Annotated in this window: 8 protein-coding genes; 6 read left to right on the forward strand and 2 right to left on the reverse strand. The window is 70.8% G+C overall.

All coding sequences use genetic code 11. From position 1 onward, the window contains the following. Positions 1–10 precede the first annotated feature (10 nt). A complete protein-coding gene (locus AMS65_RS13345) occupies positions 11–745 on the reverse strand; it encodes a CDP-alcohol phosphatidyltransferase family protein (RefSeq protein ID WP_157502277.1) in 735 nt (244 codons plus the stop codon). 121 nt (positions 746–866) lie between these two features. Here AMS65_RS13345 and AMS65_RS13350 point away from each other — a divergent pair, with 121 nt between their 5' ends. Beyond that, positions 867–2396, forward strand: coding sequence for a glucosamine inositolphosphorylceramide transferase family protein (locus AMS65_RS13350; RefSeq protein ID WP_075201000.1), 1530 nt, complete (start codon positions 867–869; stop codon positions 2394–2396). A 33-nt stretch (positions 2397–2429) separates the two neighbouring features. Here AMS65_RS13350 and AMS65_RS13355 read toward each other — a convergent pair whose 3' ends face one another. After that, positions 2430–3632 carry a glycosyltransferase gene (locus AMS65_RS13355; protein ID WP_083451703.1) on the reverse strand — a complete coding sequence of 401 codons (1203 nt, stop codon included), beginning with the start codon at positions 3630–3632 and terminating at the stop codon, positions 2430–2432. A gap of 123 nt (positions 3633–3755) precedes the next feature. Between AMS65_RS13355 and AMS65_RS13360 the strand changes: the two genes are divergently transcribed. From AMS65_RS13360 to AMS65_RS13380, 5 genes are all read left to right on the forward strand, one after another. Then, complete coding sequence (locus AMS65_RS13360; RefSeq protein ID WP_241489448.1) at positions 3756–4748, forward strand: glycosyltransferase family protein; 993 nt, start codon at positions 3756–3758, stop codon at positions 4746–4748. Positions 4749–4751: 3 nt separating this feature from the next. Then, positions 4752–5723, forward strand: a complete 972-nt coding sequence (locus AMS65_RS13365) for a glycosyltransferase family 2 protein (protein WP_053384672.1) — start codon at positions 4752–4754, stop codon at positions 5721–5723. 149 nt (positions 5724–5872) lie between these two features. Further along, positions 5873–6490, forward strand: a complete 618-nt coding sequence (locus tag AMS65_RS13370; protein WP_241489449.1) for a hypothetical protein — start codon at positions 5873–5875, stop codon at positions 6488–6490. A 16-nt stretch (positions 6491–6506) separates the two neighbouring features. Then, positions 6507–11261, forward strand: coding sequence for a PKD domain-containing protein (locus AMS65_RS13375; RefSeq protein WP_053384674.1), 4755 nt, complete (start codon positions 6507–6509; stop codon positions 11259–11261). Positions 11262–11348: 87 nt separating this feature from the next. Beyond that, positions 11349–12623, forward strand: coding sequence for a hypothetical protein (locus AMS65_RS13380; protein ID WP_053384675.1), 1275 nt, complete (start codon positions 11349–11351; stop codon positions 12621–12623). Positions 12624–12631: the final 8 nt, after the last annotated feature.

Genomic DNA, 12631 nt, shown 5'->3' on the forward strand with positions numbered 1-12631 from the left:
GGGACGTCGCTCACCGCGCGTACGCGCCGAGCTGCCGGTACCACTTCGCGAGCGCCGCGAGCAGGAACAGGGTGTTGCAGACGAGCATGACGGTGTACACGCCGAAGAACAGCAGCGGGATCCCGAGGAGGACGAAGGTCAGGCAGAACAGACCGTAGTCCGAGGGCAGGATGAGGATCGCCCGCAGGATCCCGGTGGACGCCCCGGAGGCGGGCGCCCTACCCCCTGCCGCCCGGGCCAGGAGCAGATCGCGCTCCATCATCCCGAAGAAGAGCAGGCTGTCGACCACGAGGTAGGCGAGGGGCACGAGGAGCCACGCGGTCGGCAGCTCGAAGAAGCGGAACACGGCGATCAGGATCGCGGTGTGGATCGTGAGCACCTTCGCGGCATCGACGGTGTGATCCAGCCACTCGCCCTGCACGCTGCCGCCGCCGCGCAGCCGTGCGAGCTGCCCGTCGGCCGAGTCGAGGGCGTACCCCAGCATCAGCAGCGCGCTGACGAGGATGCCCAGCCACCACGCGGGCGGGACCAGCGCCACGAGCGCGATGCCGGTGAAGGTGAAGATCGCGCTCACGAGGGTCACGGTGTTGGGCGTCCAGCCGAGGACGTAGGCGAGAGCGGCGAATCTGCGGCCGAGCGGCCGATTCACGAGCCGCGAGTAGAGCGGCGTCCCCGCTGAGGGTTTCTGCACGCCCCGCAGGAGCGCCAGTGCGGCGCCGTAGCGCCGTTCCGATAGTTCCTCCATGCACATCAGCCCCGATGCCGCTCGACCGCCGCGCGCGATGCCCGGCGGCATTGCCTCGGCAGTGAGCCGAGTATGCACGAGTATAGTCAGCACCGTTCATGTCGATCGCGGGAGATGCAGCATGAGAATCGAAGTGCTCGTGGGCAAAGACCTGCACAGGCGGTGGCACGAGGATCTCGTCGAGCGCCTGCGCACGATCCCCGGTGCCGACGTGCGGGTGCGGCTGGTCGACGAGCCGCGATCGGCAGCGCACCGGCGCCTGCAACGGCTGCTCCGCCTCGAGCGGACCCTGCACCGCCTGCAACCGGGGGGCCTGGGACGGGGCCGCCTGCGGGACTCCTCTCCGCCCGCGGGATCCGGCGCGCACGGATCCCGCGCGCCGGATCCCGCACCCGCGATCGTCCTCGATCTGACCCGATCGCCTGCTCCGGGGCACTGGTCGGCGCGCTACGACGGGCGGCCGGGCGAGCAGGCGGCGGCCGACGCGCTTCGCGCCGGGCGCCTGCCCGTCGTCAGTGTCGTCGATGCGGAGGGCGCGGAGCGCGCGCGCGGACGCCCGGGCAGCGAGGTGCCCGGGCTCCTCGCCACCGCGCTCGCCGATGTGGGCGCCGGCACCGCGACGCTCCTGGTCGGGGCCGTCGCGGGTCGCCGGTTCGCGGCCCCCGATACCGGCGAGGCGGGCAGCGGAGGGGCCGGCGGCGCGGATCCCGAACGCGCCCCGCGGTCCTACACCGGGATCGCGGTGCGCCGGGTGATCGGCGCGGCGGTGCGCCTCGCCTATCGGATCGGGTTCCGCGCGCCCCATTGGCGAGTGGGATGGCGCGCGCTCGACGAGGCCGGCGACACCGACGCGCTGTCCACCGGCCGGCTGTCGGGCGCCGGCTGGGCCGACGTCGCCGATGACGGCTCCCGCTTCTACGCAGACCCCTTCCCCTTCGAGCACGGCGGGCGCACGTACCTCTTCGTCGAGGACTTCGACCATCGGCTCGGCAAGGGGGTGATCTCCGCGGCGCGCTGGGGGCCGGACGGCCCGGACGGCCCGTTCGAGGTCGTGCTGCGGCACGAGGTCCACCTGTCGTACCCGTTCGTCGTCGAACACGGCGGCGAGGTGTGGATGGTCCCCGAGACCTCGGCGGCGCGCAGGATCGAGCTGTACCGGGCGACGGACTTCCCGCGGGGGTGGGAGCTCCACTCCGTCCTGGTCGATGACGTCGTGGCGAGCGACGCCACACCCTTCGAGCACGACGGCCGCTGGTGGATGACCGCGACCGTCGGCCTCGGCGGTTCGCTCTCCGACAGCCTGTTCCTGTGGTCCGCCCCCGACCTGTGCGGGCCCTGGACGGCGCACGCCGGCAACCCGGTGCTCGTCGACATCGCCAGCGCGCGCCCGGCGGGCCGGGTCGAGTCGCGCGACGGGCGGATCCTCCGGCCGGTGCAGGACGGCAGGGGCGGCTACGGCGCGGCGATGAGCGTGGCGGAGATCACGCGACTCGACGACGACGCGTTCGAGCAGAGGGTCGTCGCCCGGTTCGCGGCGGGAACGGACTGGCCGGGCACGCGGGTGCACACGCTGAACGCGGGCGGCGGGATCGAGACGATCGACGGATCCGGGCTGGCGCCCCGGTGGCGGCGAGCGCGGCCGCGCGCCTGAGCCCGCGCGGCGAGCGCGCGGCGGAAGGCCGGCCTACCCGCCCGACTGCCCCTCTCCCGTCACGCGGGCGAGGCAGTCGCCCACCGCGGTCACCTCGAAGCGCTGCCTGACGCGGCCGCGCTCGGCGAGGTCGACGGCGGGGTCCTCGAGGCGGGCCAGCATCGACTCCGCGAAGCCCTCGGCGGTGTCGGTGACCTCGCAGAGGGCGGCGAAGTCGTCCGGGAGCCCCCGCACGCCCTGGCTGCGCGTCACGATGGGCGCGTCGGTCATGAGCATGTCGAGCATCTTCAGCTGCACCCCGCTTCCGACGGAGACGGGGTTCACCAGCACCCGTGCGCCGAAGAGGTAGGGGTTCACGGACGGCACGTCGAAGTGCGATCGGACCGCGGGGTGGTTCTCGAGCTCGGCGCGCAGCGCACCCTTCGGAGACGATCCCACGACGGTCAGCGTCAGCTCCGGACGGACGCGGTGCAGCAGCGGCAGGACCTCGCGGATCAGCCACCGCACCCCGGTGACGTTGTTCGGCAGGCTGAGCCCGCCCACGAAGAGGATGTCGCTCGGCACGGTCTCCGCCGGACGAGGGGCCAGGGCGAGCTCGGGCAGCGGCGGCAGCCAGCTGAGCGACCGGATGCCCCGGCTCCGCCAGTACTCGAGGTCGGCGAGGGAGATGTCGGCGACGAGGTCGGCCTCGCGCATGAGCCGCGTCTCGTAGCGCTTCACCCCGACGCTGGCGAGCCGCCACGCGATGCGGTTGCGCAGGCTCGGCGACACCGCGGCCTGGCGGCCGAGGTACTGGTGCTCCACGTTGTGCGAGCGGTACACCAGCGGAACGCCGAACCGCTCCGCGGTGCGCCGGGCGATCTCCCCGGGCCAGGGTCCGTCGAGCCAGACCAGCTCGGGCTCGAATCGGCGGATGGCCTCGTGCGCGGCCTCCCGGTCGTCACCGGACGGAACGGCCTTGGCGGCGTGCCAGGGCAGCCGCACCATGCCGAGCAGCTGGCGGACGGTGCGGAGCCCGCCGCGCTTGATGGGGTAGGAGTAGCGCGACGCCAGAACCCGGTCCATCTCGTCGAAGTCCGAGGCGCCGGGCGCCATGGATCCGACCGTGTCGTACTGGTGCAGCAGCATGACGGAGTGGCCCAGACGGACGAGCGCCTCGATCCGCCGCCAGATGTCGGCCCTGCCGCCGCCCATGGGCGGATACGGGACGTACGCTGCGCAAACGAGTATCCTCATGTCATCACCAGTCCTCGCGCCTGCGGGATCCTCAGGGTTCTCGCATCGGCGTCATCGAGACAGTATACGGATCGTGCGGCAGGGAGTAACGTGGCTCAGCGAAGAGTGCGGAGGGGGCGACCCGTGCGAGTGCTGCAGTCCTACATCGGCCCCGGCCCGCAGACGAACCCCTACATCATCCAATTGCACGACGGCCTCGCGGCGACTCCGGGCGTCGAACCCCGCTCCTTCTCCTGGCGAGCGGCGCTGCTGGGCGGTTACGACGTGTTCCACGCCCACTGGCCCGAAGCCCTGATCGAGCGGCGCGGCCCGCTCTCGACCCTCGGGAGATCGACGCTGTACGCGCTCGTCCTCGCGAGAATGCTCGCGCAGCGGATCCCGATCGTGCGCACCGTGCACAACGTCGAACTGCCGCGGGGCATCGGGCGGGTCGAACGGCTGCTGCTCGCCGGGACGGATCGCCTGACCCGGATGCGGATCCTGCTCAACGAGTTCACCCCCGTGCCGCCGGCCGCCGCGACGACGCTCATCGAGCACGGCCACTACCGGGACTGGTTCGCGCAATACCCCTCGGTCGGCTCCGTCGAGGGTCGCCTGCTGTTCTTCGGCAAGGTGCGACGCTACAAGAACGCGGAGGGCCTGCTGGAGGTGTTCCGGCAGCTCCCCGGCGGCACGGCCTCGCTCCGCATCGTGGGGAGCCCATCGTCGGCCGAACTCACCGAATCGCTGCGATCGGCCGCGGGCGAGGATCCCCGGATCGAATTGGTGCTCCGCTTCGTGGAGGACGCGGAGCTCGTGCGGGAGGTCGGCGAGGCGCAGCTGGTCGTGCTGCCCTACCCCGAGATGCACAACTCGGGCAGCGTGCTCGCCGCGCTCTCGCTGGATCGGGCCGTGCTCGTGCCCGACAACGAGTTCAACCGCGCGCTCGCGGACGAGGTCGGGGCCGACTGGGTCATCCGCTTCGAGGGTGATCTCGAGGCCTCCGATCTCGAACGCGCTCTGGCCGCGACCGCCTCCCTCCGTGGCCGGCCCGATCTCAGCCGTCGCGACTGGAGCGAAACGGGCCGCCGGCATCTCACCGCCTATCGCAACGCGATCCTGCGTCGACGGGGGTGAACGATGGACGAGCCCTCGGATCCGCTCGCGCACCTCGCCGTGCTCGTCGTGAACTTCGGATCCCATGACGTGGTCGAGGACAACCTCACCCGCTCGCTCGGCAGCGGATTCCCGGGACAGGTCGTCGTCGTGGACAACTTCAGCACGGCGCCGGAGCGAGAGGCGATGCGGGACGTCTGCGCGCGACGGGGCTGGACGCTGCTCGCGCTCGATACGAACGAGGGCTTCGGCGGCGGCAACAATCGCGGCGCCGAGCTCGCGATCGGCCGCGGTGCGACCGAGCTCCTGCTCCTCAATCCGGATGCCTGGCTGAGCGAGGAGACGATTCGTCGCATGCACGAGCAGGTGCGCGCGAACCCCGCGCTGCAGCTCGCCCCGGTCGTGCTGCGTCCGGACGGCAGCCTCTACACGGCCGAGGTCGATCTGCACCTCGGCCTGGGAGAGATGCGGTCGAAGAGCCGCCGGCCGGCCGATGCCGATCCCGGGCAGATCCACACCTGGGTCAGCGGAGCGTGCTTCATGATGAGCGCCGAGCTCTGGCAGCGCCTCGGCGGTTTCGACGAGGACTACTTCCTCTACTGGGAGGACGTCGATCTCTCCCGCCGGGTCGTGCAGGCCGGGGGTTCCGTCCGCGCGGATCCCTCGCTCTTCGCGGTGCACGACGAAGGGACCACGCATCGGGCCCAGGGCGAGAGCCGGGCGAAGTCGCCGATCTACTACTACTACAACTCCCGCAACCGGCTGCTGTACGCGGCGAAGTTCCTGTCCCGCGAGGACGGCTTGCGCTGGATGCGACGCACGCCGCGGGCCTCGTACCGGATCCTGCTGCAGGGCGGCAGGCGGCAGTTCGTCAATCCTCGGCGGACGATCTGGCCCGCACTGCGAGGGAGCCTGGACGGGATGCGCCTGTGGAGGTCCCGCGCCGCGGCGGCGATCACCGCGAACGAGAGCACCGCTCCCACGACGGATCGCTGAGGCCCGGCGGGACCGCGAGAAATCGGGACCGCAAGAAATACTGAAAGCCGCCGGTGAACCGGCGCGCCTCTCCTTACGATGCCGTATCGGCCATCACCGAGAGCAATGGAGCTCGACCGTGTGGGCCGCTAGCAGTTAAGGGGACTGTTGTGACGTCATTACGTGTGGCATCCGGTATTCGCGGGCGGTGGATGATCGTCGGCGCAGTCGCAGCTGCCCTGAGCCTGACCGGATGCGTGGCCTCACCGGACGGCGATTCGCAGGCGTCCGACTCGTCCGGCTCCGCCGCGGACGAATCCGCGGCACCGAATTCGGTCTCGAATCCCTCCCCGGCACCGCCGGGCAGCGTCGGCCCGACCGAGCAGCCCGAGCTTCCGATCGTGGAGGGCGAGATCGACGAGGAGATCGAACTCTCGACCGGGTTCGTCGTCGCGCTCGGCTCCATCACGACCACGACGGTCGAGGCCGAGACGCCCGGCGACGTCGCGGGCTCCGCGGTAGCGGTCGTGGTCTCGGTCACCAACACCTCCTCCGAGACGCAGAGCGTCGACTCCGCGGTCGTCACGCTCGAGACCCCCGAAGGCGACCTCGGCATTCCGACGATCGCCGGCGGAGCCGCGCCGCTGGGCGGTGACATCGCCCCCCGGGAGAGCGCCGAAGGGCGCTACCTGTTCATGCTCGACCCGGCCGACGGCCGGGACATCACCATCAGCGTGAATTACGCAGCGGGCGAGCCCGTCGCGCAGTTCACCGGGCGCACGCCCTGACGAGTCGGAGTAACTCATGCCATCTGCCGGACGTGGCCTGCGGGCCGTCATCGCTGCGATCGCGACGACCACACTGGTGGCCAGCGCCATCGTCCTCGGAGGAGCGACGGCCGCCGTCGCGGACGATCCGCTGCCCTCGCCGCCACCGCTGCTGCAACGCGACGAGTCGGTCGTCACCGGCGATCCGCTGCCGACCGTTCAGATCGACAGCGGCTATGTCTGGTCGCAGGCGACGATCGGCACGACGGTGTACGCGGTCGGCCAGTTCCAGAACGCACGCCCGGCGCAGGCGGCGCCCGGCACGTCGCTGACACCCCGCACGAACATCCTGGCGTTCGACATCAACACCGGCGCGCTGCTGCCGTTCGCTCCCACGGTCAACGGGACGATCAAGGCCGTCGCCGCCTCACCCGACGGCAGCCGGATCTACATCGGCGGCTCGTTCAACAACGTCAACGGCCAATCGCGCTGGAACATCGCCGCACTCGACGCGCAGACCGGACAGCTCGTGCCGGGGTTCACCCCGTCCATCGGCGGTTCCGGCGTCTACGCGCTCGCGGCCGACGCCGGCGCGGTGTACGTCGGCGGGCTCTTCACGCAGGCGAACGGCACGGCCCGGAGCAATCTCGCCGCGTTCGCCGCCTCGAACGGCGCGCTCCGCACCGACTGGGTCGCTCAGCCCGACCAGCAGGTGGACACGATGGTCATGGATCCGGACGGTCAGCACGTCATCGTCGGAGGGCGATTCTCGAACGTCAACGGCAACGGTACCTGGCGCGGGCTGGTCTCCGTCAACGCGGGCAACGGGCAGGTCAACGCCTCCTGGGCGGGAACGGCGAAGGTCAAGAACGGCTGGGGAACCGGAAACGACCGCGGCAAGGCCGGCATCTTCGCGCTCAATACGGACGCCAGCGGGATCTACGGCACCGGCTGGGTGTTCGCGAACGCCCAAGTCGGCAACATGGAGGGCGTCTTCGCCCTGGAACCCACCTCGGGCACGACGCGCTGGATGGCCGACTGCCTCGGCGATCACTACGGCGTCTACTCGACCGGCAGCGTCGTGTACTCGACGACCCACACGCACGCCTGCAGCACCGTGGGCCTGTGGCCGGAGCAGTCGCCGAGAACCCACAAGTTCGTCCACGCCATGACGGCGGACGTGCGAGGCACCCTGTCGCGCCAGCCGCACACCGGCAGCCTCTATGTCAACTGGGAGGGCGAGCCGGCCCCCGCGGCATACGTCTGGTACCCGGATTTCTTCACGGGCACCGCGACCGGGCTCAACCAGGCGGGACTGTCCATCACCGGGGCGGGCAACGTCATCTCGGTCGCCGGCGAGTTCCCCGGGGTCAACGGCAACTACTTCCAGGGCATCGTCCGCTTCTCGACGGCCCCGCCGGGCGGCGCCAAGGACGGCCCGCGCACGACCACCGCGGCCTGGGGCGCCCCGGCGGCCTCGACCGTCGTCCCCGGACGCATCAGGCTATCGATCGCGGGCACCTGGGATCGTGACGATCGGGATCTGACGTACGAGCTCACCCGCACCGGCACGAGCGGCGTGATCGCCTCGACCACACGCTCGAACGGGTGGTGGAACGTGCCCACCGTGAGCCTGACGGACACGAGCGTCGTGGCGGGCCAGAGCTACACCTACCGGATCACGGTCAAGGACGGCGACGGCAACTCCGTCGTGAGCCAGCCCGTGACCGCGACGGCGAGCAGCGCGGCCTCGGCCGAGTACACGAGCGCCGTGCTCGACGACGGCGCGAGCCTCTACTACCCGCTGGGCAACAGCAACGCCGACTGGGCGGGGGCGAACCCGCCGGTGTTCGGCGGGGGCGTCCAGGCGCAGCAGCCGAGCGCGGTCGTCGGATCCACTACGGGCTTCTCGAACTTCAACGGCTCCACGACGGGTCGCGTCTCGAGCACCACGCGGCCGCCGACGCCCACGGAGTTCACCACCGAGCTGTGGTTCAGGACGTCGACGAACAACGGCGGGAAGCTGATCGGCTACGGCAACAACCAGACGGGATCCTCGTCCTCGTACGACCGCCACATCTACATGCGCAACGACGGCCGCCTGAACTTCGGGGTGTACCCGGGGTCGACGCAGGTGGTGACCTCTCCGTCGAGCTACAACAACGGCCAGTGGCACCACGCCGTCTCGACCTTGAGCGGCGAGGGGATGAAGCTCTACGTCGACGGGCAGCTCGTCGCATCGAATCCGAGCGTCACCACCGGCGAGGGGTTCAGCGGCTTCTGGCGCATCGGCGGCGACAACCTGAACAGCTGGCCCAACCGGCCCTCCTCCGACTGGTTCTCCGGCGCGATCGACGAGGTGGCGGTCTACCCGCACGCGCTCAGCGCCGCGCAGGTCGCGACGCACTACGCGATCGGCACGGGCCGCGACGTGCCGACGGCGAGCTTCACCGCCACGGCCGACGAGCTCACGGTCGCCTTCGACGGCTCGGGATCGACGGTCTCGGGCGGCGGCAGCATCGTGGACTACTCCTGGAACTTCGGCGACGGCTCATCGACCGTCTCCGGGACCTCTGCGACCCGGTCGCACAGCTACGCCGGGACCGGGACGTACACGGTGACGCTCACCGTTCGCGACAACCACGGTCTCATCGGGACGACGGAGCAGGAGGTATCGGTGCTGGGACCGAACGTGCCTCCCACCGCGTCCTTCACACCCTCGGTGAACGGCCTGACGGTCACGGCCGACGGCTCGGGCTCGACGGATCCCGACGGCACCATCGAGTCCTACGCCTGGGACTGGGGCGACGGCAGCGCAGCAGGCTCGGGCGCCCTGGCCACGCACGCCTACTCGGCGGCGGGGACCTACACGGTGACGCTCACCGTGACCGACGACCGGGGCGGCTCCGCGAGCACGAGTCATGAGGTCGAGGCGAGCCATGCCGCACCGGTGGCGACGTTCGAGACGTCGGTCTCGGGACTGACCGTCGAGACGGACGCCAGCGCGTCGACCGCCTCGAACGGGGCCACGCTCACCTACTCCTGGGACTGGGGCGACGGCAGCGCGGGATCGTCCGGCGCTCAGGCCTCCCACGCCTACGCAGCCGACGGCACCTACGAGATCACGCTGACGGCGACGGACAGCCTGGGCGCGAGCACCGCGTTCGCCCGCACGGTATCGGTCGAGGCGACGGTCTACACCGTCCTCGACGAGTTCGAACGCGTCGTGTCCAACGGCTGGGGCGCGGCACCGACCGGCGGCGTGTGGACGACGATGAGCGGTTCCGCGAACGTCGCCTCGACCGATGGCACGCACGGCGTGCTCGCCCTCGCTCCCAGCGGCACCCGTCAGATGGCGCTGCAGGACGTGTCGATCGCCGACTCCGAGGCGGTGCTGGACTACCGCACCGACTTCGGACCCGCGGTGGGCGCCGGCTATGTGGGCCTCTCGCTGCGCCAGACCGCGACGGACCGCTACACGATCCACGCGTGGCACCGGAACAACGGGACGGTCTGGCTGGTCGCGCAGCAGGGCGGCACTGTTCTCGCCACCCAGGCGATCTCCGGCATGAGCTGGGCGCAGGGCGACGAGTTCACGATCAAGACGGAGGTCTCCGGATCGAGTCCGACCACGCTGCGCGGGAAGATCTGGGCGCAGGGCGCGGCCGAGCCGCAGGCGTGGCAGCTGACGGCGACGGACTCGACACCGGGCCTCCAGCAGGCCGGCTACGTATCGGTCCGCTACAACCTCGGTTCCACCTCGACCGTCACCGGCGTCGTGGCCTTCGACCGCGTGACGGTCCGCGACCTCGGCGTTCCGACCCCGGACCCCGAGCCCGAACCGGAACCCGAACCGGAGCCGGAGCCCGAACCGGAACCGGAACCCGAACCCGAGCCGACGGAGAACGTTCCTCCGGTCGCCGACTTCGCACCGGCGGTATCCGGTCTCTCGGTGACGGTGGATGCCGCGGCGTCCACCGACCCGGACGGCACGATCGCATCGTACGAGTGGGACTGGGGCGACGGATCCCCGACGGATCCCGGCGTCTCCGCCTCGCACGTCTACGCGGCACCGGGCCAGTACACCATCACCCTGACCGTCACCGACGACGACGGAGCGACGGGCACCACCACTCGCGAGGTCATCGCCGAGGCGCCGCCCGCTCCCGGGCTCCTGGCCCAGGACGACTTCGAGCGCAGCGCCACCGCCTCGTGGGGGAACGCCGACGTCGGCGGGGCCTGGACGATCGGCGGCGGAGCGGCATCGGCGGCATCGGTCGCCGATGGCAAGGCGCGGATGACCCTGGCCCCGGGCAGCACCCGGACGGCACTGCTCACCGGGGCCTCGGCGCTCGACACCGAGTTGACCACCGATTTCAGCGTCGACTCGGCGCCCGCGGACGGCGCCACCTACGTCGGCGCGGTCGCCCGCCACACGGGAAGCACGTACTATCTGGTCAACGTGTGGCTGCGCACGGATGGCAGGGTCTGGCTGGTCGCCCAGCGCGGCTCCACGGCGATCATGACCTACGCGGTGCCGAATCTCACCTACGCGGCCGGCGATGAGCTGAGCATCAGGGTCGGCGTCGCGGGAAGCGGCACGACCCAGCTGCTCGGCAAGGTCTGGAAGTCCGGCGAGCCGGAGCCGTCCGGCTGGCAGTTGACCGCGAGCGATTCGGCGCCGGAGCTCCAGGTCGCGGGAAGCAGCGGATTCCGCATCAACCGATCCAGCACGTCCGCGACTCCCGTCGTGGTCTCGATCGACGCACTGCGCGTGAACGCGATCGGTTAGACTCGGGCTCGGCAGGAGGATCTGCCCAGATCCTCGCTGCCGAGCTCGATGAGTGGGTGATCCGGGATGCCGCTAGATGCTACGACCGTGCTGCTGGCAGTGGGCGGCCTCGCCGCGCTCGGCATCCTCGCAGTGGTCTTCCGGGTGTTCCCGCGGGTGACCTTCGTCGTGTGGCTGGTCGCGCTGCTGCTCGTGCCCGTCTGGGTGGGCGTCAGCTTCGGCATCTTCTGGTCCGCGATCGTCGGCCTCACCCTGCTGGCGATCGCGCTCCAGGTGGAGGGTCTCCGCTTCAACGGCCTGGACGTCGTCGTCATCGCGCTCATCCTGCTGCTCACCGTGCTGCAACTCGCCGGCGAGGTGCGGCTCTCCGCGTATCTGACGGCGGTGCTCGACTGGCTCGCCTTCTACTTCTGGGGTCGCATCGTGGCGGAACGCCTGCCCGGTGCGTTCATCACGAAGTGCCTGGCCGGCGCGGCGGTGGTGCTGGCATCGCTGACCGTCATCGAGTTCCTAACCAGTACCAACCTGTTCGTGCTGATCCCGGGTTCCGGCGTCTCCTACACGACGTGGAGCCCGCTCCAGGAGCGCGCGGGGTTCATCCGCGCGGAGGGAGCGCTGGGGCACTCGATCGCCCTGGGCGCAGTGCTCGCCATGCTGTCCGCCTTCGTGCTCGCGGCCCGCTGGCGTCCCGCGGCCAAGATCGCCGGGGTCGCGCTCGTCGGCGCGGCGACGGTCTTCACCTTCAGCCGCGTCGGACTCGTCACCTTCGCGCTGACCGTCGCCCTGTCGGTCCTCTTCCTGCGCGAGCTCAGCCTGCGGATGAGGCTCGTGATCGGAGCCTCCCTCACCGCGGCCGCCCTCGCGGTCGTCCCCTTCCTCTCCGGCGTCTTCGAGTCGGCCGGCGACGAAGCCGCGGGAAGCGCCGGATACCGCACCGATCTGCTGGTGCTCCTCGGCCAGGTGCGCCTCATGGGAGGCGACCGGAGCTGGGAGACGCTCGTCGTCGGGGACACCTACCTCGGGTTCTTCGCCCGTTCGGTCGACAACGCGATCCTCTCGATCCTGTTGAGATTCGGATACCTGCCGACCGCCCTCCTCTTCGCCGTCGTGATCGCCGCGATCGTGATCTCGGCGAGGCAGGGCATGAACGCCGCCGGCATCGCCGTCCTCGCGCAGATCGTGAGCCTGTTCGCGGTCGCCCTCATCACCCAGTACGGAATGCTGCTCTGGTTCCTCGTCGGTGTCGCGGCGACAGCGCAGTCCGGTCGCACGAGCGATCCCGTCGCGCGCGAGCAGAAGCGGCGACCGGCCCGCCACGAGGCGAACGGAAGGGATGCCCCGAGCACCCCGGTGCGGGGATGAGGGCAGGG

It is taken from the genome of Leucobacter celer subsp. astrifaciens, from assembly GCF_001273835.1.
GTDB classification, from domain to species: domain Bacteria; phylum Actinomycetota; class Actinomycetes; order Actinomycetales; family Microbacteriaceae; genus Leucobacter; species Leucobacter celer.